The organism is Citrobacter amalonaticus Y19 (genome assembly GCF_000981805.1).
GTDB lineage: Bacteria > Pseudomonadota > Gammaproteobacteria > Enterobacterales > Enterobacteriaceae > Citrobacter_A > Citrobacter_A amalonaticus_C.
The window spans coordinates 5,463,731-5,488,383 of sequence record NZ_CP011132.1 but is presented as its reverse complement, the minus strand read 5'-3'; the positions used below and the strand labels follow the sequence as shown (position 1 = coordinate 5,488,383).

The following is a 24,653-nucleotide window of genomic DNA, read 5'->3' as shown; positions in this document are numbered from 1 at the left end:
TAGCTCTGTATATGCACCGGTTTACCGCGCATGTTGAGTAATCTGCTTCATCAAACTTACTGCTTCATCTGCAGGCATCTGAAACTGAACCCGGTGCCTGGCAGCGACATCAAGGGCAAACACCTTCGTGTACACCTCCGTCGAGCTTACTGACTTATGGCCCATCAGGCTCTGCAGCACCTTCAGCGGAATACCGGCGTAAAGCATGTGCATGGCATAGGAGTGACGGAACGTGTGCGGCGTCACTGGTACGGAGAATGTAATGTCATCGGCCGCAGCGGCTTCGACCGCTTCATTCAGCCAGGTCCTGACCGTCCGATCGGTGATCTCCCAGATGCGTGCCTTTTCCATTCTGCCGGTATGTTTATTTTTACGTTCCAGCGGAATTTTCAGGGTGGCCACCATCATCTCCAGCTGGCTGACGTACTGGCTGTCGGACAGCGGAACCAGACGGTGCGCCTGACTGCCGGCGGGCGCACGGCCTGCCGTTCTGGCGGCTTTTTCCGCGCGCTGCTTCAGCGTGGCCAGCTGCACGAACGGGTACGGCGGCGCCAGCGAAAAATCCCCCCGCGTCAGCGCCAGTGCCTCGTTAATCCGTGCGCCGGTGTTCCAGAGGGTGGCCAGCAGCATCCTGCGGTGCAGATCCGGCACGTAATGGAGCAGGGCGCTGACTTCCGGTGCCAGCAGGTATTTCGGCAGTTCGTCGTGCACCAGAGCCATCTGGCGCAGCGCAAGCGCGGCCGGGTAGTCGATGGCTACCGGTAACAGCGCTGAAGGTGCCGGATGCTGCCCAGGGGTAACGAGTCCGGTCATCAGGATTCTTCTCCGGCTGGAGGGATGTACAGTGCTGATGAAATGATTTCCCGGTTTTCCTCGGTGCGCCAGTTACCGAAATAATCCAGTTCCAGACGCAGGGACAGATGAGCGGCCTCTATCAGGTCAGATACTTTCTGCAGGGCATTCTGCAGTTGCTGCGCTGATATGACTCGTGGCACATCGTATTCATCCACGCCGTTGCGGTGTACCAGATCGTTTCGCCAGTCTGCAATGATGCCCAGCGGCTTAACAGGCCAGACGGGCGGGATGTGGAGTACGGCACCGAAATAGCGCTCAATAGTTTTAACGTTATGAAACGTCATTCGGGAAACATAATTGCGCGCAGCAGGTCTGAACATATGAAGTTCCATCTCACGAGCTGACTGCTTTTCGTTTTTTTTGACACGTTCGGACTTCAGGTAATACTCCACAAGAAAACGACAAAGTGGCCAGTCATGCTCAAGCAGCGCCCTGGCGCAGTACATCAGGTATGCCTCCATCACTGTAACTGTATGCACGAAAGACATCCTGTACACCAGTTCAGACTGCTCCTTATCGAGCAGGGCATCTAGCTTCTTCAGTTCCTGTTTTGCATGCTGGTAGCGCTCCTGAATATTATTCAGGGAAGCCACAAACAGCCCGTGTTCATGATCCCATTGTGCTTGGTCTGCAAGCGCCTCCTGTTCCCAGTAGTACAGGTTCGCGGCCTGCTCCCATTCTTCAGAATTGGGGACTACATCCGGGTAATTATCCTCAAGCCATTCATCAAATCGTTCAGCTTCAATATCCATCAACTGGTCTTTGAGGCTTCCCATAACGCCATCCTCCTGTGTGTTTTTGTAAATGTGAAATCCCGCCCGCCATTACTCAGCGCCCCTGCACTGTTGTGAAATCCCGTCAATCGTCAGAATCACCACCGTACATCCGATTTATATAATTAACTGCTCCCATATCCAGCTGCATAACTGACTGGCGATTGAGGGGTGGCCAGACTTTATCGCTTTCTTTAATGCACCGGTCGGCAGCATTAAAACGCCATGTTTTGCTCTGGGCATCAAATCCAGCAAGTGAACGCCCACCCGTTATAAGTTCTGGTGTACCGGTGCCAAAATTCAGGATCCACAGCCACTCCAGTTTATAGTGCATGAGTCTCAGTACACTGATTAACTCTTTAAATGTCATCACGCCTCTCACTCATTCCACATAAAATGTTCCCGCCATGAAAACATATCTTCCTGACGCCATCCCTGCCTTTTGTATTATCGCGCTTTGTGATAATCACTCACCTGATAATAACCAGGCATATAACCACGCCATTAAATTACCGGATGCCGGTTCCGGCGGGATCCGATTTTCTTACGTATAACGACTTTCCGGAAGGGTACCACGGTCAGTGAAGAAGCAGGGCGGCCTTTTTCCGCCCTGCTCGCCGGGTCACGAAAGATGGCGAAAATACAGCATATAGCGTGACGGTGGCGGCATTCCCCCCACATGTCGGGTTAAATAGCCGCAGCGCCCCGGAGGGGGGAAGCAGATCCGGGTCAACCTTTTTTCGGATCTCAGGAGCGGGGAAAAGGGATTATTGTATGAATAGCACTAAAAGAGAAGGATTGTTGCGAATTGGTGATTATTCCCTGAGGAGCAAAATTTGTATTGATTGATAACTCTAATTCAATTAAACAGCGACCCCATCAGGGGTCACCGTAATTTTGATCAGCGATGTTCAAACCGCGCCACTGGTGTATCAGTGATTTCCATCTCCATCTCCCAGAGCGTTTTCATTACACCTTCAAGTGGATCGTCGCTGCTGCGGTAGAAGGTGTTGAAAAGGGTTCCATCCGGATACCTGAACAGCCTGAGTTCACCAAAGGATTCCGTGCTGACCATAAGTGAATACTCCTGTTCGGAATTGTGGACAAGGTAAATAATACAGTTATTTACCCTGAAGGGCAGAGAGTGGATACCCCTGGCTGACGCATCAGCATGTATGTCAAAAGCTGCATGTCTTTCCCGCTGATAGGCCAGATCTCTCAATTCTTCACTGAAGCAAGAACCATAGATCACCAGAATGTAATTCTTTTGATCAGCGGACCGTCGCGCGACTTGTTTTAGAAGAACATCCAGGCTTTTAACTTTCATCGTTAGTTTGGCCTGTGATTTCCACAGTAAATAATGCAGTTCGTTGAGAATATTTGACCTTACATCTGATACAGACGGAAAATCTCCGTAGAAATTACGATTTATCTCTCTGGAAACATACTCTTTGGAAACATTGCCTGAGATAAATCTGACCTGCCAGTGGCGATTACACTCTGTATCTTGAGAAAAGCTGAAATGTTTAAGTAGAGCATGTTCAGTCAATATTTCTGGGGATTCTTTTGTAAGACGAATATCGGTATTCCGCAGTCGTTCCTGGTCTACTTCAGCAGCAAGGATATCTGCCATTTTACTACGACTGAAAACATCAATGTATTTATCCAGAACATCATTAAAAAAAACCACATTCGTTACATAATCTGCTTCTGAAATGATATAGCCTTCATAAGGGACTGAAGGGTCTCGCTTCAGTCGTTCAAGAATAGAAATTATTCTGTGTTTACTGAAGTAGGAAAACAACCCTCCCGCCAGGGCTTCATTAACACGCTGTGTAACCTGTTCCGCAGGCCTTGCGAGCTTTATAGCCAGCAAGGCAAACGCCCCGTAGAGACTCCCTAAATCTTCATATACTCCTGTATACATACGCCCAGGAATGTAAGGCCTTTCATTATATGAGTTCATAACCTCAATGGTTTCGGATAACCCACTGTACCAGCTTGTATTCGTATGCAGATTACAGTGCTCAATTCTCAGTATCATGTCAATGATATCGACAGAACATCTGAATGCAGGCGTCAGCGTGTCATGTGTATCTCTATCTTCATATAATTCAGACATAATGAGATGATTCACAAGATCGGCTAAGTCTATATTTTTTTGCGGTTCAAAATGCGCAATAAGATACCCTGCCATTAACAACCGCAAATCAGATAAGGCATTTGAAAATATAATGGACAAGGCCGCATCTTTTTTATACAGGCTGCCCCTGAGTAACATATCCCACTGCGGATCAGTCTCCTTCTGGGACAGATAATCCGGAGTCAGGAAGAAACTGTGCCAGCGGTACTCTTCCTCCCAGTACCGTGTAAACCGGCTCTGATTAAACCAGAGGCAGAGAACGTCGTGAGCATATCGCACGGAAGAGGCATTATCGGCAACCACTGACGGAATAAGAAGCCTGGCGGTATTATGCAGATGATACATCAGGCGGCCAGAAGAATCTTCACTCCCGGGTTTGCCAGTGATCGTGGTCATACTCCAGCCTTCCCACAGTCCGATATACTCGCGGATAAGGGCCTGGTGAGTCAGCTCCTGGCTGGCCGAGAGGGGGCCCCCCAGTCCCGCTTTCCACTCGTTTAACACATGCCACACCCTGAAAAGCGAAAGTAAAAACTGTCTGAAATCGGTAAAACACGTGCTCTGTGTTTTTCTGTACACTTGCAATGGAATGGCCATCGATTCACGGAAATATTCGCCTGAATATTCCGTTGATTTTACGGATTCACGAAAAAACTTTCTCAATTCATAATGGAATGAATCACTGAAAGTATGGCTAAAACCTGATTCTTTTACTTCATCCAGATAATTTTTATCGACCCCGTAATTGTAACTTCTTTTGATAGAGGTATAGGTATCTGTTAATCGTTCAATCCCTGTTCTGAAGACGCTAATATTTTTATCGTTAAGTGCATCGTAAGCCTCACCAAAGAAATCAAAAGTAATATCATCCAGATCCCTTTTGTTCTCAGGGCGCCCTGTTACAATACAACGGCTAAATAACCACCGCCACAATCCTGAAACAGGCTTGATATTTCTCGATGACAATAAAGTCAGTTCACCAGAACGAACACCAAAGGAGGGCAAAATGATAATTTCCGCATCCTGCCCATCTACCGCCTCTAGCCTTCTCAGCAGAAATAAAAATGGCCTAACATAAATATCTGTAACAACATCACCTTTACTGATATTAGATTTAACATGAAGCATGTCGTCTTTCTCAGAGATTGAGTAAGGCAGTGTTTTAATATTACCGAGGTAATTTTCACCTACGTTAGCCCCCGGGTAGCGCAGCCACGCCAGAATATATGCTTTTTGAATGTAGTCATCCACTATCTGAGACAAAAAAAACTTATTCATTAGTCGATCGCGCTTGCTCTCATCCAGGACATTCAGACTGGAGACGAAGAACCAGATAGACAGAATAATATTGAAAAGCATCCACACAAAAGCAGTAACGGCGAAAGCTGTATTAAGGTATCTGTCACCAACAGATAACGTCATACCGCCCAACACAATAAATGCGGCAAGTGACAGTCCACTCAGACCAGCAAACAAATATCCGGAATGAAGTTGATATGCTGATTGGATATGGATCCTTGCTGATTTTTTTTGAAACAGAACACTTATAAGGCCCACGACAAGTGGAAAAACGATACCGATAATAGTCAACTGGCTACCCAGTAAATTAGACATCCAACCTGAAAGCGTGGTAATACCCTTGAAATGCTGCAGAGCGAAAGGTAGTAGTACAGGGCGAAAATATTCGACCACGCCAACAGCCGCGAAGGCTGCGGACCAGAGAACCAGCATAGCCCGGATGTAATGGGTGGTGCAGGCAATAAGTATTCTCTCCACCGGGTTCCAGCGTAGTTTTTTGTAATCCCGGTTCGACTTCAGGCTCCGTCGGAGCTCAGCTCTGACCTGCCATGAGACACTTTTTAGAAGTTTTCCAAACATAGATATCCTGCGTTTTCCATAAGAAATTTCATGAATAATAAGCGGTAGGGAGCTTTTTTTCTCTGGAAAATGTCACCTGATGCCCTTCATGCAAAGTTCGTCACCCTATTATCCGATTTATGCTTTTTTCGGATCGAAGGGAAACAGAACATTGCATAATCAGAGACAAAATCGGAATACAATGCAATTTTAGCAATGATGTAATACTGTGAGCTTTACAACCTGCAATTTCTAGGAGTGCCAAGGTGAAACAAGGATCCCGGACTGCTGAAAAAAAAGCCACCAGTAAGGGTGGCTTTCTGAAGATGAGGCCCTGAGCCTTCCCGGGACTGAGCCACTGACAGAAGGGAGAGCCGTTTTTTTCGGTGACATCCCCCGCATGGCGGCAGATGATTTAAATATGGTATGAATGAATCATAACTCACCGTACAAGAGATTTCCAGACCTATGCGTATCGACCGACGTCTGAACAGGGACGTGCTTACCGAGCGTCAGCTCTATTTTACTGAATGCTGGTCCAACTTCTGCCATAAAAACAGCCCGGATACGGACCGTGTCGGATACAGCAATCCACTCAACACAATCCGCGAACTGCTGTTTCTTTACGAAATGGAAGATCGTTTCAGTGCCGATAAAAAAAGACTCCGGGTGGCCACAGAACTGCTCGAGTTACTCGAGACCGATCAAGTTCTCAGGAGAGAGGCATTTGAGGACATCCCCGCTCAACTGGTGAGTCTTCTGGACAGAGATCTGCTGGTTGACCCCACTCGCAGCCCGGTGGAAAAGCGTCCTCGTCTTATCTGTAGCCTCTGCGTACAACTGGCGGATATCACCGAGGCCAGTTATATCACTGAGGCTCTTGAGATGCTTGAACAGGAGCTGTTTACAGAGCACCCTCTGGATGAAAACTGTGCGCGGGATATTTACGCACTGACGAACGGGGTCATGAGTGTGCTCCTCACCCGGGGAATGACGCTTACGGAATGTTACTTGCTGTACATCAATATTTTCAGAAATGTGAGTACTGAACCGGACGCTTTCCGGACCGCCTTTCACTCGTTCCGGCAGAAACTGGTAACACCTACCCGGGACGTAACAGTCCGGATGTTTATTATCAGTGAGAAACTGCACACCCTGCTTAACACGCAAGGACCCACACTGCAGTTCAACGGATGTGTGTTCCGGCCACTTGATGAAGCCCGACAACGCTTCTCCCTCTCTGTCGATATACCAGTTTGCTCAATGTCTGACACATCTGCCCGTAACATGGCCGGTCAGATGCTTCGTGAATCCCTGGATGTCATTGCCTACATGGTGGGTAAGGGAGATATCACCGTCCAGAAACAGTTCATGATAATCAGGGATGAAGACGAAGCCGAAGTGCCGCGCTTCGATAATGAAATCGAGGCAAACTCGGACCGGTTAACGGACGAGGAGTTTGCGCGCTTTATGGTGGCGATGAACCGGCTATTCACAGATACACCGGATGTGTCCCGTAAAAAAATCAGCTCCGTATTTCGGTTTTTCCGTAACGGTATTGAAAGCCAGGTTCAGGAGAGTCGTTTCACCGCTTACTGGTCGGCACTTGAATCATTAACGCTAGGGGTTGCCCCTGGCACACCATCACATGAACAGCATGTCATCAGCGTTGTGGCTCCCTGCATGGTGCTGGATTATATTGTTAAACAGCTTTTTTCACTAAGAAAAGTGCTTCGCTTCATCCTGCGAGAACCGGGACACCCCTTACGCACACCAGACATTGCCTCACTTCCACTGGGGCAGCTCTATGCCCTTCTTAAAGATGCAGACCGGGCCCGGGAGCTTCAGGCAGATTTACAGCACTTTCCGTATGTCATGTACCGAGTGCGTAAGCTTGCCGGGATCTGTGCGTCACCCGAGAAAATGGCGGATAAACTGCAGCAGCATGCAGAGAAAGTCACCCGGCATCTTCACCGCCTGTATCTGCTGAGAAACACCATCGTGCACAATGCAGGCACCAGCCCGCACATTGACCTGCTGACGGTGAACCTTGAACACTATCTGCGGGCAACCATCAGCGCGTTGTTTAATATTGTGGTGATCCACCCAACCGTCAGTACCGCTGAGGAAGCATTTACCCGGTGCCAGTTTACCAGTGAGTCAGTTTTCAGGGAACTGAACCCCCTTCACGGAATCACTGAAAAAAAACTGTACACAGCCATTGATAATCAGCTGAAAAATGGGACGCTTTCCCGTAGCGATGCACTTCTGATTGCATGGCTCAATGCTCACCACTGACACTCTGGTGACGGCTGTCAGGGGAAAGGGTAACTCACAGGCCTCATCGGCCCCCATCATGCTGCCTCCAACAGCATGATGGGGGCCAATGTTCGGGTTTTCAAACACTCAATGGCACGCAGGTGCTACTCTTCTGACACGTCTGTCTGCCCTAGGGATGGTACAGTTTCTCAGCTTAGTATCCGCTCATAACGGGAACGGAATGCTTTTTCCCCTCCCTCCATTTGTCGGCAAATCAGCGCCTTCACCGGCGTCTCCTGAAGCGCTCCACAAAGCCCCGGGTACAGGCCAGAGCGGTCGTGTTGCATACTGATAACGTATTCCGCATCACCATTGACGACTATTGGGGCAGAATGCGACACGATAATCAGCTGCCGGCGTTTCTTGTTTGCCATGATGGCAGGGATAACGCTCATGCTTAGCATCAGGCAGTCCAGGTCGTCTTCTGGTTGATCCAGCAGAAGTGGATCGGTGCCATACGACAACAGGAACTGCAACATGCTCGCCCCTTTTTGTCCTGGTGAGGCAGAGGAAATGTCTTCCATTCCTCCCCCGGGCGTCTGGTAACGAATGTGGATCCCGTCATCCGGATACCAGCATTGCAGGGCATCCAGTTGCGCTTCATTCAGACCTTTAAGGCGATTTCTGAAAGCACCGTGAAGCTCTGCCCCGGCGCCCGGCTCCTCGCGATTGATAGCAAGATGCAGCGCTTTAAGCTTATCCAGCTCAAGATATTTGCTTTCCGTAGCCGCTGGCATCGGACTGTACGGACGCAGACTGATAAAGCCGTGAAGCAGCCCGCTTCCGTCACCATTATCATAGATACGTTCGGCAAAGTTGCCTATGCCGGTTACCGCCTGATAGCCAGATACAGTGTCTTCATACGGGGCACAGAGCGGCAGAATTTTTATTTCCAGCGCGCTGAGAGACAGGGAGGACAGAAACGCCTTCCGCTTTTCGGTCAGTACCATACGGTGGTTACGCATTTCAGCCAGCAATTCTGCGGACTTCGCTGCGGAGGCAGCAATCGTCCCGTCAAGATCGGCGTAATTTCTCAGCTCCGATTTCAGCGACTCGCAACGTGTCATCAGCTCATCGAGGACATTCGGATTGAGCCCCTGCTCCCGTAACGCAATAGCCTCACGTTGTACGGTTTCCTCCTGGTTGCGGACCACCTCTTCCAGTGCGAGAAGAGAGGGCTCCTGCCTGATGGCATCGAGTTCCGCGGCATAGTCTGACAACAGCGTGTCAAGACGCTGTTCATATTGTTGCTGTACGTCCGAAAGACGCGTCATAAATGCTGTCAGTGGTGCAGACGCCTCCACCTGGAGAACCGGGACTTGTACTGACTCTTCCGCCTGCGCCCTCAGGCCAGCGACACGCTGTTCATGATGCTCCAGAGGAAGAGTCGCCGCAGACAGTTCAGCCCGGGCCGTGGCCAGACGGGTGCAAACTGGATAGTACGCACTGGACCGCAACTGACTGACGGCCCGTTCAGCATCAGACAGCTCCCCCTGCAGTGTGCCCGCGATCGTCTGGCTGGCCAAGTGACCACGCAGCGTGATTTGCTCATTCAGATATTCTCTTTCCAGTTGATCCCAGCGCTCTTTCCAGGCACGTTTGTTGACCACCGGACTCTCGTCACAGACGCGCAGGAATGCCCCTGTGTCCGACGCCAGCTCGTAGAGCATTTTCTGGCTGTATATCGAGAGGGGAAAACGGTCTGCTGACCAGTGATTGTCCTGCACCCACTGACCTTCGCTGAAGATATGCAATTCATGACGACCACCGGGCCGCCAGCTGAGCCTGAAATCGGTGCCTTCTTTGCGGAATACACATTCGATGAAAGAATCCGCCTCCATGCCCATCCCCGTCTGACTGAACTGGCTCAACTTGTTGCTTTGAGACACAGTCAGTCCTTCGGTTTTTCGCATGGCCAGACGGATACTTTCGATAAGCGTGGACTTACCACTGCCCCGGGAGCCGATCACCGCGTTGTAAAACGGACTGAACTCGACGGAGGCCCCATTCTGGTCCGCCGGCCGGCAAAGTCGAGTCCTGAATGTCAGGCTTCGCAAATGTGAAGCTGGTGCCTCCGGAGGGTTATCATCGAACAACACGCAGTTTTCCGGATCGAGTAATGCATGCCTGAGACCGTCAAAATCAGGCGCGGACATCTTCAGCCAGCAAGTGCGCACTCCCGCTTGTTCAGGGTGGTGCGCATCTGATCCCCGGAGCCATGGCAAATCCGCAATCAGACGCCGGTGAGTCCCGTTCGTAATATCCTCCTCCCTGTGTCTGATCTCCACAGCATGAGGGTTTGCCTGAAAAGCGGCAGCCAATTCCCCCTGATTAGTAAGGCTTGTCAGAACGCCTTTCGCTGCATCAATGTGTGCGAGGATACAAATCGCTTCCGGGTTACGACGGATATTACTGATGATGCCCGCAGGTCCCAGCTGGAGCACAAGCTGATGATTGGGGGTTTCACGCGGAATAGGGAAGTTGTTGTTGCACTGGGCCAGGAGCCGTTCCACCTCGGCACTGGTGCTCTGGGTGTGCAACACTGCGAGGATATGGACGTTGCCGGTGGCCGTGAGCTCCACCCCCGGAAACAGAGTCAACGGCCGGAAGTCTGCCAGTTCACCGGAACTGGCGTCCCGGGACATGTTCGCCAGTTCCGCTTTCAAAACGTCAATCCAGGCCCCACTGTTATGGTCACTAATGACAACACAGTCGACCTGCTGTCGCATGTAAGCCAGCAGCCATTCCCGGGGCTGGAGATCCGGTACTCTGTAGTCATCTGAGGCCGGGGTATGGTTATGAAAATCAAATTTAAACCAGCGTGATCCTACCGTCATTGTTTCTTTTCCATGTGATGCCAGAAGTCATCCCACTATAGAAGCATTCACCTAGTAATCCAGAAACATTTCGTCATATATTCTTAGGTTGCGGGCTGGAGCTCGCCGCCAAAGAACGCGCAGGTGAGCCGATACCCTCCCCCAATAGCGCTTTATAATTTGCGTGTAAAGGGGATTTTTAGTAGCTTATTTATTAGACAAAAAGACAAAATGAGGAGTCGTTGCCATGAGCGAAGACGGTTTCAATAAAGATGACCTAAGCAGCACCTTTGCGCGCTTCACCACAAAACGCCGCAATATCGTTTGTGATGAGTCCAAGTTAAAGCGGAAAAAACCTGAGCCAATTGCACTAACCAGTGCAACCAATGCATGTGGAACCTCCGTACTCGATGGTATAGCAAATATTCTGACCATAACTCCCGAACGTAAAAAACGAAATGACGAATGGAGAGCACGTTGGGAAGAAGAAAGGGCTGAATGGGCAGATCAAGATAGGAAATGGACTGATAATAGATGAACTGCGCGTTTCAAATATCGCGCAGTCCTCTATGGGCAGTCCTCTATGGAATGAATACTACTATTTGAAGCTTCCTTTTATAGCTCCCCCGACTTTATCTGTAACAATCTGCTGAGCTCCTCTTCCAGCCTCGGCTCCCGCCTGCTGTGGTTGAGAACCACCTTTTTCTAATCCAGTAGTTATTGCTGTTCCCAAATTAACGCCAATCCAGCTAAGCATTCCTACCCAAAACGCGGGAAATACCAAGTACATCATCCCCAGAACCAGGTTCATAATCCATCCATCAGCCGTTGAACTAAAGAAAGCCGCGAAAGGCACCGAGCTGTTTGCAATCCCCTGCTCAGCCATATTGTCATAGAGGATGGTGATCAATCTGTCATCAAGCCAGCCTGCCAGCTCCCACCAAAACGTGATGAACTGAAGAGCGAATAACGCGAAGGAGATAGTAAAAATAGTTTTCGGATCGTAGGCGCTGAACATCAGTAATGCCGGTATGACCGTGATTACCATCATCAACAATAATGCCTGAATCATTGGCAATGCCTGTTTCAATGCATCAAAACCAGGTAACGCTTCGGCCTGTTTCAGTCCAAGACCAATAGACGAGGTAAGGCGTGTAAGATTACCAACTACTCCGGTGGTTGTATCGCTACTGCCAACAGCATAAGTGGTACCGCCCCCGGACAGATCTGCGTTACGTGGGCTGACAAGCCAGCGTAGGGCGATTTCTTCCCACTGCTGTCCGGGGAACTGGCGTTGCATCTCCTTACGTGTGTTATCACTAAAGCTGGCCAGAACTCTTTTGCGAAGCCCGGAAGTACCATCGGACCACCACGTCTTACATGTTGGATATCCACCTGCGCCAGTATCTGGATAGCCACTGTCCCGGCTGCTGTTGTAAGGCCACTGGCTACGTGGCGTCATAGCCGTGTAGTAGTCATAATATCCGGTAGTATTCAGAAAGTAGCTGCTACCTATCCAGCCCACAGAGTTGATGGTGGCATCACTGAGCTGGCTGTTGCTGTTTTTCAACCTGAAATATGCTCTCGAGTAACATTGATCTGCAAATTCCTGGACCTCCTGCAGCAACACAGGATCACGCAGCTTCGTGTTCTGAACGTCAAAACGCATCTGCCGCAAATTCGTACCGCATGGGATTGATGCAATCATTGCCTGCGTTGTACCCTTCGACATCATATGCAGGAGATACCACCATACTGGAACCTCGGCCGTACGACCGTCAAAATCATTAACGAGTCCCTTGTAGCCGGAATTCTGTGGCGTCGGCACACTGACGCCACACTGTTTAGCGCGCGAGCTGTCGAACTTGATTGTGCTGATATCAACCGGCAACAGCGGAATACAGCAAAAGAGCATCACAAGATAAGACACATACAGTGCATGTTCGATTCGCGGAAGGGCAAGGAGCCCTTTGTTCCCCTCGTCAGCCCCCTCCTCCCTCACTTTCAGCCAGACGCCAAGAACCCTGACCACCAGTGGCAATGCAAAAAGTCCCGTATTGCTGAGAATGCTCCACATGGCATTGTTCATTACCCAGCCAAAGAGAACGAGAAAATATTCCAGAAAACTGTTTGCTGTCATCGTCCTCTCCTTACACAGCGCTTGTCCAGGCCACATATTCTGTGGCTACCAGGAACAACACCCCCATCAGTTCCATACGCACAAGACGTGGACGTCCGTCCGGCCAACGGATTAATGCCTGTGGGCGTACCTTCAGTATCCAGGCGGTAATAAGGCAGCCATAAAGAACCAGTCGCCAGGCAAACAGTCCCCATCGGCTGTCATGCAACCAGCGCCGTGTGATGTGGCCATCAGGGTCGTAAGCCATAAATACCGCTGCGATAGCAAACATGCTGGCCGTCATCAACAGAATGAGCAGCACCATAAGGAGAATGCGGCCAATATGGCCGCTGAGCGGGTTAAGTCTCATATCAGTTTGCTCCGGAAGACTGAGACTGGCCCATCTGGCTGAAGCCCTGGTCCTCGTTACCGGCTTTCTGCTGCAGACGGTTATCCTGATTCCTTGTTCCCTGCCGTTCCAGTGCCGTAAGCAGACTGTTATTGCTGATAGATTTGCGTAACTCCATCTCATTACGCAGCGCCGTCAGCTCGCGATCGAGGGCATCGATGCGGCGATCACCCTCGGCAATAGCTTCCGGCTGCTCTGCAGCATTAGGTTCGGATTCACCGGTGGTGAGCATCCTGCGCATTGTTAGCGCGGTTTCAACGGTATCGGACATCGCCAGTTCGCCGGCAAGCCGTTGAACCAGGGCCGCTTTGTCTGGATCGTCACGTAATGCCTGAATTACCCCGCGGGTGACAACCAGACTGCCGGTTTTCAGTGCGGAAAGGTTATCAGTGGTGGGCTGCAGTTCACCACTAACCAGCTTACTAAGCTGCTCCAGATTCTCTTTCGTGGCATCCTCAAGGATGGGAGAAAAGCCAGTACCAGCGACAGCACTGCCCGGCTGGTTATCGGTTCCACCACTGGTACATTCACTGGTTTCCCGGCAAGTCCTGATGGAGCGATCACCAAGCACTTTAACAACGGCCGCTGCGGCCTCTTCAGAAGATTTATAACGTTGGCATGCGGTACCATTGCAGCTCGAGGAGCCGACGCTGCTGTTACTGGTCACTGGCAAATTATTCATCATGTTATAACCAGCTTTGGCCAGATCCCGAGTGGGTTGAATTGCGGGCTGCCCCTTACCTCCCCTTTTCTGCCCACCGACCCACGTCACGCCTTCCTCTCCGGTTGCTTTTTGCAGTTTCTGGTCGCTGGAAACCGCATCGCCACCACTTGTGGCCACAATATCTTTGTACTCTTCAGAGACGGCTACCTGCTGCCATTTATTGCCGATGGTATAATCAGCCAGCTTCTTCGACATGCTCTGACAGTTCAACATCGCTTTATCAAAACTCAAACCGGCCTGCAGAACGCCATTGGTGAGCATTTCATACAGCCCGGGGTTTGCGCGCTGAATAGCCATTGCCGGCATACTCATGACAGCACCGGTCGCCCCCTGAATCACATTCCCCATCAAATCCTTAAACCCGCTGGTAATACCATTCAGCTGGTTGCCAACGGTTGTTTTGATGTCGAAATTGCCACACATCAGATCACTGCTAAGGCCACCATTAATGCCTATCCTGGACATATTGTTACGACTGGGCGGGGGTGAAATAACCGAACCACCACCAATAGAATAAAAGAGCCCATCGCTGATAGCGTTACCGCTAACTGACGCCCCCGATGAAGACAAAGAGATATCAGCTGCCATTGCCGGCAGCGAGGCAAAAATCAGTAAAAGTCCTGCTTTTTTCATGTTCTGAACCTTTATGAGAAATCGGTGCTGGAAAGGAACGTCTGGCCGCGACGTTTGCAGCAGCTGTACGGTTGCCACAATGCCCAGGCATAGTTACCGTCCTGGGCAATCTGGCCATTGGTGTCGGGAAACACTGCACAGGTCTGGGACAACTGAGGCGAAAGTCGCTGCCATTTGTGGTTTTTCGTGCCGGTATTTTCTTTTACCGGCTCGGGTGGCCAGTAACCCGGGGACTTCTGTCCCGTAAGGGGGTTGTAGACATGGAGCTGGCCGGAGCGGGTAATGACGTCAGCGACACGCTGAACTACAACCGCTGCTGATTTGTAACTGTCTGTCTGGGTGACAAACCCGCTACGTGGATAAACGTTCCCCCACATATTGCCGGATGTGGTTTCCCCGATTTCTCGTTGCCCGGGGATGAGTGCTTCGGGATAAAGGGTCTCCGGGACGCCCGTTCGCCAGACCAGAGCATCCAGTGAGCTGTTGAAATAGGGCATGAAAGGAGTAGCAGCGCTGTCGCATGAATAGCCCGGCACCATACCGCCAATGATTTTCGTAGCTGGATGGCCCCAGGCGTCGCCGTAATAGAAATGCAGGTTCTGCTTACGTTCCCCGGGAGCTTTCATCTCCTGACGACCGCCCCCCGTACTCACGCCCGTCACACTTTCCAGCAGGGAACCTTCAGCACCGCTGGCGGCGTCACTAACTGTGGCCATTTCAGTCCAGGGGTTATCTCCGGGATTGAGGTAAGCCGATACCACAGCCTCCGGAATGAAATGCGTCACTTTTACCGAGGTTTTCACCGTGCAACCAAATGGAGTACACAATAACCAGTAGCAGATACCACTGACACGCCAGCTGATACAGTCTGTACTTGCCGCGCTGGCCAGAAGATTCGCTGTATTGACGCTGGCCATGGTGCCGGAACAAACCAGCAATGTGGCGATCGCCAGTCGACGTGGGCGGAAGGAGAAAGATTTCATCGGTTCTTCTCCTTCCAGGCAGCGAGCTGACGGGTCGCCTCGTTGACATCAGTCGTACCGTAGACAACAAAGACGTCATCAAAAACCACAGCCGGGTATTTTTCCAGGCCGAGGGACCAGGCATGAGTGACACCCGCATAAGCTTCCGCCAGTTGTTGTTGCTGCTGCCGGAAATTCGGGGAAGAGATCACTGCCCGGGCACGTTGTTCTGCAAGAACGGGATCGGCAGATAACTGACCGAAAATGTCAGCCTGTGCACGTTCGGGCGCATCGAGCTCAACAACGGAGACATCCGGACCAGGATTTGCTGCTATGGCATGAGAGGAGTCGGTATATATCACTGTGCCGGCACTGGCACCGACGGAAAGGAACAGTGCTGCCAGGCAGCAAAATGGCATTTTCATGAAAAACACTCCCTGAGTGTGAAAAACCTATTCAGGGTGCGTTCTCTTTAAGGAGGGGTCAGTAATTAATTCTGACGTGAAAAATGATAATTAATCTTGCCCTGGTAATTCATCATCTGTACGTCAGCATAAATCTCAGATCGCTGGAAATGTCATTTTTTAAATGCAGGAACTTTAATACACGCGGGCTCTTTGCCGCCCGCACCCGCAGCCTCCCCCCTTACCAGACAGCGGAAAACACACCGCTGTCTGGCAAGGTCGGAGGGTTATAAGTCACATCCGGTGTCACAGGTCACCCTGTCGATTTCCTTAAGAACCCAGAGCATATCGGTTGCATCGGGTACACAGATATTCCATCGGATACCCGACCGGTACTCCTGTTCTGCTGGCCAGAGTGTATTGCCGGTAACAGTTATCAGGATATCCAGGGTTTTCTCATGCACGTCGCTGAGGTGCACTGCAACGCAGCTGCGCCGGCCAACCCGGTGAGGATAGACCGACAGCAATACAGGCTGCTCCAGTCTCTTAACGATCTCCCCTTGCAGATGCTTAATCGACTCACTGTCAGCCACACCGACTGAGGCAGAACCCTGTGGCGGAACGGTAAAAATAACAGAGGCAATAAAAGCCTTGTCCGGTACAACGATCGGCGTCGCCATAATCAGTTTTTTCATATTGTCCCCTGAATAGTACCAATGCCACGTTTCTCATCGAGGCGGCGCGCAACGTGAAATGCGGCCTCAAGCTCCGGGCAATTTAATTCATTCATAATGGCCCGTCTTTCGGCTTTTTCCTCTTTTTCAGTCATTCCCAGCGCCAGGTACAAACTGGGGGGGACCGCACGAAACAACGCCTGTACCTTACGGGACAAAATAACTCCCTCTGTGTATTTTCTCGGAAGTTTTGTCGCGGACAACAGCATCGCCTTCTGCTCTTCTGTGAGCGTCTTAAATCGCGCTATTTGTTCAACTTCATCAGGTGGCATAACGAGGCAGATCCACCACTCCGCCATATTGAGCATTTTTTTCGCAGTGTCAGGGAAATCCTCCAGGTTCTGTGTGAACAACCACAGCCATGATCCGAGCTTACGCCACATTTTGACAATTTTGGTTGCATACGGGCCCAACAGCGGGTTAGCAGTTACAATATGCGCTTCGTCGATTGGCACAATGATATCCCGATCGCTGAACTGTTCCCTTTCTGCGATGTTGTTAATCGTATTAAGCAGCGAGATGACAGCAACGGCCATCTGAGCTTCATAGCCTTCACGCGCCAGCGTACCTAAATCAACAATAGTCACGTCTGCCTCTGGCCATTGCGCGCCCGGACGGTTAAACAACTCCCCTTCAAAACCTTCGGTAAACATGCGTAATGCTTCTGCCATCTCTTCAGCTCGCGCACGTCGCGCTGGCGTGCGTTTCTCGCGGCCGTCTTCTCCCATGCTGACATCGCGGGCAATGTTCTCAAGCGAGAACATTAAATCTTCCGGTAGCATCTGGCGGTTTTCGTCAAACGCTTTACGAGCCGCAATGAGTATCGCCTCACGAATCATACCGCGGTCGGCGCGTGTCATTCGCTCCTCTTCTGCTGCTTCACCACCGGTGATCATCAACCGCGCTGCAATCTCCATTTCACCCAGAATGTCACGTTCTTCGTCCTTGTCCTCATCATCTTCATCAATGTCAGGGAGGGCCTCTTCGCTTGTCACTAGCGTCTCAGGTTTCGCCTGCATGAGCAGATGTGAATCGCCAAACGGAGCAAGTGAAATAACCTTACCAGGCTTGATACTGACACGGTGCACTGAGAGCCCCAGCGAATTACAGTAATCTCCAAACAGACCGAAGCTGTTACCCGCTTCCAGCAAAAATATACGGGGGCGGTAGATTGCCACCATCTGAGCCAGTTTATCGAGCGCAGTGGCAGATTTACCGGCACCTGTCGGCCCGAAAAGCAGCAGGTGCGCATTCTGGGTACGGTCATTTTTATTAAGTGGATCTACGGACAGGGGGCCACCACCACGATTCCAGAACGTAAGCCCCGGGTGACCAGTACCGGTGTCACGACCATAAATAGGGGCGAGACATGCAAAATGCTGTACAAACATAAGGCGCGTGTACCAGTTGTGTTTATCCATTTGAGGGTTAAAGCACATGGGTAACGCACGCATATAACTGCTGAGAGGGCCAATATCGTGTTCTGGATTTATCGGTTCCATCCCACAGTTCAGTAATTTACTGCTGAGATCAAGATACCGTTTATCGAGTGTTTCCTTGTCCTGAGCCTTGATAAGCAGTGTGATGGCCGCACGGTAAAGTTTGTGTTTGTTTCCCAGGAAATTACGCGCTGTAGCAGCGTCTTCACGAGCACGCAGGGAATCAACATTCTCCCCCATTGAATTGCGGCTCAGGCTCGCAAAACTTTCTTCAAGTTTGTCCTGAGGCTGAACCACCAGGGTCATGGCCAGAACTGTCCCTTCCGGAAGCAGATCCATAATGGCATTCACATTATCACCACGTTTTACCTCCCCCGTCAGATGACCAGTGGAAGGTGCAGTACGCAGGCGGGCAACCGGAACAGCTTTATGTGCCACATCATCAAACCACCACACACCGCTTTCGGCATCACTTCGCGGGCGGGTAAACCAGAGGCTTTCGCTGAAATCATTCAGAAGAGGCAGATCGCCCGGTGCATGATCGGAGTGTTTTGCGCAACGATACAATGTTTTCTTATCGACCCACGCCGGCGCCGGGTTGAACCAGCGCAACAGCCAACTATGGATTTGCTCGCCGTTCTGCTTTTCGCACCGGATACCGGCACCGCTCAGAGCTGCTGTCAGGCGATCGCAGACCTGTTTCAGCAGCACCTCCGGTGGCATGGGGTCACGATACGGTGTCTCAACCCAACGGTAAACCACCATGCGCGTTCTGCGAATTTGCCCTCTCCAGGCGGCCCCTGTGACAGCCTCGTCTACAAAAAGCCCCTGTTCCACCGCCACATTTTCAAGGTGGCGCTCCTGTTCAGCCAGCCAGGCTTTAGTGAATGCGGTTCCCTGAGCTCTTGGCCTGACATAGCCTCTGATAGTATCCATATAAGTAGAGAGATCAGAGTCATCCTGGCAGAAAAACTGTACCACCCATTGATGATCATCCAGTTCAGGGAGACTGTCCTGTAGGGCGTTCTCAGCGATATTGCAGATCTCGTCCAGACGTGTTTCCGGGCGCCCTTCAGTGCCCACCGGGATAATCTCATATACGGCCCCAACGGATACACCATCGTCAAGCAGAATGCATTCATGCTCTGGCAAATACTCGCCCCATGGAACATGATCGATAATGGAAGGTGCAGTGGAATACAGACGCGCTTCATCTGAATGAGTCAGTTGCCCTTCCCGGGTAAGCGGTTCATACCCACTGACGGAAAACGGACCGTTACCGTACTGATGAGCATCCTGAGACGCTCGACGTCGGCCAAATAGGGGGAAAGCCATCAGAGATCCTCCGTTCGCTCACCAGGCAACGCATACTGTACCTGGCTGTAGAAAGGAAAGACGGTGCTGTAGCCTGGAACCGGCGTGTTCCCGCCAGCCAGATGCGGGAAAACATACATGACCATGTCAGGATTTGGCAGACGCGGGAACGTCTGCTGAATTTCATTTTCCTGGGTGCGGCTGTAGCTGTTACTGACCTGCTGATTGATCTCACGTTCGCTGTCTGTAACTGGCCGGCGAAGTGTTGTTCTGCTCTCGTTGGTAGCATGAGTTGCCGATGCACCATCGTTCCATAATTCAAGCATGGTGCTGTCGCCAGGCGGCAACATTTCCTCTTTTGACGTACTGCAACCCGAGAGGGCAAGCGGTACAACGACCAACATAATGGTGGCCAGATGATTAAAACTGAGCAACATGCACCTCCGCTTCATCCGAATCACTGATGACAGCTGACAGACGAAACACTCGCCCATCAGGCAGTTGCATCTGCATTCCATTACCCTCGCTCAGAAGCTTCTTTCCGACAGCGAGCAGGGCCTGTTCGGTGACTTCATGCCTGCTACCTTCCCATTTGCCATTATCACACCTGACAAAACCGGCAAAGAGACGGCCACCCAGTGGTATATAGTCCACCCGATATTCGAGGTTTTTATTGTTCTGCATCTTTATCCCCATCAGTCCATGCCCGTGCTGCTACCAGCGAGGCTGAAATTGTCATATTTCACCTTGCGGCCTTTTTCTTCATAATCAATCGCCAGCTGACGAGTGATATGTAAAGCCACTTTTTGTCCAGGCGGTACATAGATCGCGTCAAACGTCTGACCATATCGCGCTTTAACCCAGTCAACGGTCTCACGCATACCGCCGGATAACGCCTTACCCAACACTGCCTGACCGGCATCCCCCGTCAGCGTTGACGTCACACCACCATAGCCATTGGTCTGGCTGGTATTCTGGTTTTCGGCCACGGCATCACCAGCTGCGCTGGCAGCTGCAAGTACGGCAATGGTTGGCAGATAAGTAGAAGCGTTTGATTTTCGGGTACCCGAAATGCATGGAATGCCGTTGTCATCTGACAACCAGCCAATACTGCTGTTATTCCCACCCTGGCTGTTCTGATTACCACCATTACTGCCTTGCCCCTCAGGTGAAGGAAGCGTACGAACAGTGCCATCAGTAAAAACAAAAGTGATGCTGGTTATGGCGCCACGCACGCAGGAAAGCGTCCAGTCCCCCGTAGCGGTTCCCGAAACGATCGCCCCCTGTACATCAGGCAATTCAATGCCATTTGCCGTCAGGTTGTCTTTTCCGATCATCACTTTGAACGGGTAAGGGTCAGTCACCTTGCCATCAATGGGAATACGTCCCAACAGCGCGGTCATGGCCCGACTACCCACAAGCGTGGAGTTTTCCGGAAGGGTATAAACAGGGGCGGCATTTTTTTCAGATCCGGGAATGTTGTTCTGTACCGTTGTACTTACTGCTGACGTAGCCTGCCTGGCTGCATCACCTGCAGCGCCAAAGGAGGTGGCAAAAGAAAAACCAGTCGCGTTATTACTGTTTTTATCTGAGACCGGTCGACCGTTCGCATCCGTGGCAATACCATCTTTCGGTTCAACCCATTGCAACCCGTTTCCATCTGTTTGAGATATATTTCCCGCGCCTCCGGTCAGACCATTGTCATAACCCAGTCCCACAGGAATATCGCTGCCTGCAGCGTTACCTTTATTTCCTGCCGTTAAGCCGGAGGACCCATTTTTGAGTTGATCAAGAAGTTGGTTCACCTGCGAGCTCAGATCAGTAACCTGAGAACTCAGTTGTGCACGTTTTTGGGCCTCTTCGGAACGAACTTGCCCCACAGCCTGGCTGATTTGCTGATCAACATTGGTGCTATTTTTTTTCAGCTCCTTATTTTCATCAGCAAGCGTTTTATTATCGCTTTCAAGGCTGTCAAGCCGCCCCTGAACCTTACGGTAACTACCAACCAGGGTACGCAAAGTATCCTGCGCGGTGTCACCTTCCACACCCAGCGCTTTGAGATCTTCTGGTGTCAGATCCTTAAGGGCGACATTAGAGGTTTTCTGGCCTGCTTCATTTTTATCGTTTTTATCTGTACAGGATTTAACCCCAATCATGATGGCGCCCACCACTACGACGGGAACCGCAATTTTCACAAGCAGGTTTGAAGCAGGCTTTTTCATTTATGCGCTCCTCGGTTACTCCGCTTACTCTCCTTTCCTTCAGATTCGGGTAAACGCTGTTCAGCAATAAAGGCACTTTCGGGACGTCCTGTAGTAACCAGATATAGAACTGTCGTGTCTTCCGGTGTACCGGCACGCCCCAGCCAACGGTGCTGGAAAGTCGCAGTAGTAAACTGACCTTGCAGCGAACGAGGGTCGAGGATGACCTTTACTGCTGATCGGTTACGCACCTGCAGCGCAATTACACTGCTGCCCTGCAGACTCCAGGCAGCCATCGGCGTGACGCTGACGGACTCAGAGGGCATAAGTGTGGTGATCCGGGGGGGAAGCTTCAGTGAAACCGGACTTACTCCCGGTACGGGCTCTACCGTTCTCAACGGTCCATAAATGTTCTGTGCGGCATAACGAGTCAGGACAACGGGCAGCGGCGCATTGAGTTTTGCGGGCCTCCGGCTTTCTGCCTTTGCCTCTGCCGACGACTGACGGCCGGCACTGTCCCCATCACTGCTGACCGTCTGTTTATCGGTCGCCGAAGCGGTAGCCACTTCTCCGTCGTAGACAATTTTGACAGGTTCCCGCGTGGTTTTACCGGGGGCAGCAGAAACATCAAGTAGAAGTATTTCCCCGTTTTCCTTGTTCTGAAGTTCCAGTCTCGTCACCGGAAAGGCTTCTTTCGCATCGAGATAAACTACACCTCCGGAGCTTTGAATACGCAGCTTGTCGTTGAGTGCGGGCGGAAACCCCACTCGCACGTTTTTGTTTACAAAAACGATTCGCTCCTGCCCTACAGTCAGGGGAATCTGCAACGGTATCCGTTCCCATTTCATAAGCTCAACAGCACGAGCTCCGGCTGAGACCAGTACCAGGGTCAGCAGGATCACTGAGAATTTTTTCAATTGAATGCTCCCGACTTTTGTTCTGGCTCAGGCAAGGAGATCGCCTCAAGTCTTTGTGGCGCGCTGTCATAGCAATCCAGTGCCAGTCCAAACGGATTTCGCTCTGGGTCACCTTCCCAGCGAACCACTTTCATTGGATAACGCGCCAGGGCACGCTTAACGGGTTCGGTATGGAAATATTCGTCAGCTACCAGGTCCAGCCGTACCACCCAATGATCTTCATCAATGACGGTCACGCTGCGGTTGCTGTAACCACGACGGGGGATTTCGTATACCACGCGTACACGATCGCGCAGCTCGTCATTATTCTTGCGCATCTCGGCGTCCTTATTGAGAAAATCCTGACAGGACGGCGTCAAATACGGGCTCATTTGGGCAATTTTGGCTGTGTAGTCAGCTTCCCCATTTTTCGGCCAGGAATTCAGTTGCTGAAAAATGTAAAAAGCAAAACTGTAAACCGTAGATGGCGGGACCTCCCACCATTTTCGGGTGCTGCCGGAACGCAGGTCGGGTGGGTTGTGAATTGTCAGTTCCGAGGGCGCTCGCATCCATCCCAGACTGGTGACGAACAGCCCCAGAGCCAGCAAAACACAAGCGATACGTAACGAAATAATATGATTATCGCGGGCGGTTATACCGTTACGAAAACGACTCATACTTTCCCTCCGCGCATCAACGGAACAGGTTTCGTTCGTTTAAGTTCCCACGCCCTGCTATCCAGAATCATGGTTCGGGACATACGTGCACGGCAGCGCAATTCCTCCAGACGTTGCCAGATATAATTTTCTGGCTTACCGCGCTTGTAGCTGGCAATCCAGTTGCCGCCAAAAAAAATAACCAACAGCGGCATCAGCAGCATGCACGTCGGAAAAGCCAGCCATCCGACAAAAGGAACCAGAGCTAACGGTATTGCCAGAGGGATACCGGCAATAACACCGATGACGGCCGCCAGCACAAACTCCCCGGATGTGAACCCTTTCCAGACCACGGGGGGGTTGTTCAGTCTGTCAGGGAGGAAATCAATGACGGCCATATGGGCTCCTTACAGGATATCTGAAGCTTTAGTTGCGAGGTAAATAACCAAAAGGATGAGGATGATGCCGACAACCAGATAGACCAGGAACTGAGTCCATTCCCCCTTACCACGACGGATATCGTGAAATGCGGTAATCACGGCATGCGCTACGGCAAAAAAAGCACCGACACATACGAGAAGCCCTATCGCAAGTGCCCCCATTTTGATGTAGCCCATAACGGTGTTGTAGGTTCCGCCACCGCCTCCAGATGTTGGCTGTTCAACAGCTGGCAAGTCTGCCATAGCCTGACTTGCAGTTAAGAGACCGGTAAGCAACAAATATCCCGCACGGGAATAGGCAGAACGAAAATGCCTGAAGAAAGTGAATTTCATTGAGTCATCCTTTCAGTGGAAAAACAGAAACAGGGTCAGCAGATAAAGCACAATCAGTCGAATTAGCAGCTCATTGAACTGCCTGAACGTCACTGATTTACTGACCAGGCCACGGTAGGCCTGCACCAGTGCCCATGCGCTGAAAAGGAGAACGACGATGGCGAGCGTACCGAGGATCAAGAGGTTCAGTTGCCCGGGCGTGAGGCTGCTTCCGGTGCCCGCACTCCATCCATTTAGCTGAGAGCCATTCATCGCCATGAGGGCTCCTCAGCACGGTACTGCCCGGTGACTAAAGTGGAGGGTGCTGTTGGCTGCGCGCGCGACGGCTCGAGATAAGTGGATATGCCCTGCCTCATCGTTGAGATGTCACGGGTTGCCTGCTGATAGTCGAAATAAAAGCGAGCGTCCTGATTCTGATTGGCTACGACGCGGGCGCGATCAAGGCCAGCCTGAACCTGATCCAGCTGGCGCATCACGAGTGCCAGCTCATCTTTTTCTGACGCCTGGCAGGTCAGCACCGGCAGAACGGGCAATAACATTGCCAGGATGATTGTGGTGTGACGCATTTGCGACTCTCCCTAATAACTTGTCGTCGGGAGATTGACGCAAACAGGACATGCTGGCAG

The 24,653-nt window shown here is 51.1% G+C and carries 23 protein-coding genes; 2 read left to right on the top strand and 21 right to left on the bottom strand.

Annotated elements, in window-relative coordinates:
* Nucleotides 1-21: 21 nt before the first annotated feature.
* The 4 genes from F384_RS25625 to F384_RS25610 form a co-directional block, all read right to left on the bottom strand.
* Nucleotides 22-813 (bottom strand): site-specific integrase, encoded by a 792-nt coding sequence (locus F384_RS25625; protein ID WP_032676605.1) that lies wholly within the window; start codon nt 811-813, stop codon nt 22-24.
* Nucleotides 813-1,631 (bottom strand): hypothetical protein, encoded by an 819-nt coding sequence (locus F384_RS25620; RefSeq protein ID WP_032676604.1) that lies wholly within the window; start codon nt 1,629-1,631, stop codon nt 813-815. The genes F384_RS25625 and F384_RS25620 overlap by 1 nt, the downstream gene beginning before the upstream one ends.
* An 82-nt stretch (nt 1,632-1,713) precedes the next feature.
* Complete coding sequence (locus F384_RS25615) at nt 1,714-2,001, bottom strand: hypothetical protein (protein WP_123923331.1); 288 nt, start codon at nt 1,999-2,001, stop codon at nt 1,714-1,716.
* A 528-nt stretch (nt 2,002-2,529) separates the two neighbouring features.
* A complete protein-coding gene (locus F384_RS25610; protein WP_032676602.1) occupies nt 2,530-5,649 on the bottom strand; it encodes a hypothetical protein in 3,120 nt (1,039 codons plus the stop codon).
* 447 nt (nt 5,650-6,096) lie between these two features.
* Between F384_RS25610 and F384_RS25605 the strand changes: the two genes are divergently transcribed.
* Complete coding sequence (locus F384_RS25605) at nt 6,097-7,926, top strand: hypothetical protein (protein WP_032676600.1); 1,830 nt, start codon at nt 6,097-6,099, stop codon at nt 7,924-7,926.
* A gap of 170 nt (nt 7,927-8,096) precedes the next feature.
* Here F384_RS25605 and ppl read toward each other — a convergent pair whose 3' ends face one another.
* The gene (gene ppl / locus F384_RS25600; protein ID WP_032676599.1) at nt 8,097-10,784 is read right to left on the bottom strand and encodes an anti-phage protein Ppl; all 2,688 of its coding nucleotides are present in this window, start codon (nt 10,782-10,784) and stop codon (nt 8,097-8,099) included.
* A gap of 226 nt (nt 10,785-11,010) precedes the next feature.
* Between ppl and F384_RS25595 the strand changes: the two genes are divergently transcribed.
* Nucleotides 11,011-11,301, top strand: coding sequence for a hypothetical protein (locus F384_RS25595; RefSeq protein ID WP_032676597.1), 291 nt, complete (start codon nt 11,011-11,013; stop codon nt 11,299-11,301).
* Between the two features lie 60 nt (nt 11,302-11,361).
* Here the strand turns inward: F384_RS25595 and F384_RS25590 are convergent, their stop codons facing one another.
* The 16 genes from F384_RS25590 to F384_RS25510 form a co-directional block, all read right to left on the bottom strand.
* Nucleotides 11,362-12,903 (bottom strand): conjugal transfer protein TraG N-terminal domain-containing protein, encoded by a 1,542-nt coding sequence (locus F384_RS25590; protein WP_032676595.1) that lies wholly within the window; start codon nt 12,901-12,903, stop codon nt 11,362-11,364.
* 10 nt (nt 12,904-12,913) lie between these two features.
* Complete coding sequence (locus F384_RS25585; RefSeq protein ID WP_032676594.1) at nt 12,914-13,252, bottom strand: hypothetical protein; 339 nt, start codon at nt 13,250-13,252, stop codon at nt 12,914-12,916.
* Nucleotide 13,253: 1 nt separating this feature from the next.
* Complete coding sequence (locus F384_RS25580) at nt 13,254-14,648, bottom strand: integrating conjugative element protein (protein WP_000709002.1); 1,395 nt, start codon at nt 14,646-14,648, stop codon at nt 13,254-13,256.
* An 11-nt stretch (nt 14,649-14,659) separates the two neighbouring features.
* Nucleotides 14,660-15,631 carry a TIGR03756 family integrating conjugative element protein gene (locus tag F384_RS25575; RefSeq protein ID WP_032676591.1) on the bottom strand — a complete coding sequence of 324 codons (972 nt, stop codon included), beginning with the start codon at nt 15,629-15,631 and terminating at the stop codon, nt 14,660-14,662.
* Nucleotides 15,628-16,035 (bottom strand): TIGR03757 family integrating conjugative element protein, encoded by a 408-nt coding sequence (locus tag F384_RS25570; protein WP_032676590.1) that lies wholly within the window; start codon nt 16,033-16,035, stop codon nt 15,628-15,630. The genes F384_RS25575 and F384_RS25570 overlap by 4 nt, the downstream gene beginning before the upstream one ends.
* 266 nt (nt 16,036-16,301) lie before the next feature.
* Nucleotides 16,302-16,709 carry a hypothetical protein gene (locus tag F384_RS25560; RefSeq protein WP_032676588.1) on the bottom strand — a complete coding sequence of 136 codons (408 nt, stop codon included), beginning with the start codon at nt 16,707-16,709 and terminating at the stop codon, nt 16,302-16,304.
* Nucleotides 16,706-19,522 carry a conjugative transfer ATPase gene (locus tag F384_RS25555; RefSeq protein ID WP_032676587.1) on the bottom strand — a complete coding sequence of 939 codons (2,817 nt, stop codon included), beginning with the start codon at nt 19,520-19,522 and terminating at the stop codon, nt 16,706-16,708. Before F384_RS25555 ends, F384_RS25560 begins: the two co-directional genes overlap by 4 nt.
* Nucleotides 19,522-19,938 carry a TIGR03751 family conjugal transfer lipoprotein gene (locus tag F384_RS25550; protein WP_000926982.1) on the bottom strand — a complete coding sequence of 139 codons (417 nt, stop codon included), beginning with the start codon at nt 19,936-19,938 and terminating at the stop codon, nt 19,522-19,524. The genes F384_RS25555 and F384_RS25550 overlap by 1 nt, the downstream gene beginning before the upstream one ends.
* Entirely contained in the window at nt 19,922-20,185 is a 264-nt protein-coding gene (locus F384_RS25545) for a hypothetical protein (protein ID WP_305955352.1), read from the bottom strand. Before F384_RS25545 ends, F384_RS25550 begins: the two co-directional genes overlap by 17 nt.
* An 11-nt stretch (nt 20,186-20,196) precedes the next feature.
* The gene (locus F384_RS25540) at nt 20,197-21,723 is read right to left on the bottom strand and encodes a TIGR03752 family integrating conjugative element protein (RefSeq protein WP_032676583.1); all 1,527 of its coding nucleotides are present in this window, start codon (nt 21,721-21,723) and stop codon (nt 20,197-20,199) included.
* Entirely contained in the window at nt 21,720-22,619 is a 900-nt protein-coding gene (locus tag F384_RS25535) for a TIGR03749 family integrating conjugative element protein (protein ID WP_032676582.1), read from the bottom strand. Before F384_RS25535 ends, F384_RS25540 begins: the two co-directional genes overlap by 4 nt.
* Nucleotides 22,616-23,275: a PFL_4703 family integrating conjugative element protein gene (locus tag F384_RS25530; protein WP_032676581.1), complete on the bottom strand. Its 660-nt coding sequence runs from the start codon at nt 23,273-23,275 to the stop codon at nt 22,616-22,618. Before F384_RS25530 ends, F384_RS25535 begins: the two co-directional genes overlap by 4 nt.
* Entirely contained in the window at nt 23,272-23,652 is a 381-nt protein-coding gene (locus F384_RS25525; protein ID WP_000268263.1) for a TIGR03750 family conjugal transfer protein, read from the bottom strand. Before F384_RS25525 ends, F384_RS25530 begins: the two co-directional genes overlap by 4 nt.
* A gap of 9 nt (nt 23,653-23,661) precedes the next feature.
* The gene (locus F384_RS25520) at nt 23,662-24,027 is read right to left on the bottom strand and encodes a TIGR03745 family integrating conjugative element membrane protein (protein ID WP_000673116.1); all 366 of its coding nucleotides are present in this window, start codon (nt 24,025-24,027) and stop codon (nt 23,662-23,664) included.
* A 12-nt stretch (nt 24,028-24,039) separates the two neighbouring features.
* Nucleotides 24,040-24,285 (bottom strand): TIGR03758 family integrating conjugative element protein, encoded by a 246-nt coding sequence (locus F384_RS25515; RefSeq protein WP_001251235.1) that lies wholly within the window; start codon nt 24,283-24,285, stop codon nt 24,040-24,042.
* A complete protein-coding gene (locus F384_RS25510) occupies nt 24,276-24,593 on the bottom strand; it encodes an RAQPRD family integrative conjugative element protein (protein ID WP_001216596.1) in 318 nt (105 codons plus the stop codon). The genes F384_RS25515 and F384_RS25510 overlap by 10 nt, the downstream gene beginning before the upstream one ends.
* Between the last annotated feature and the right edge of the window lie 60 nt (nt 24,594-24,653).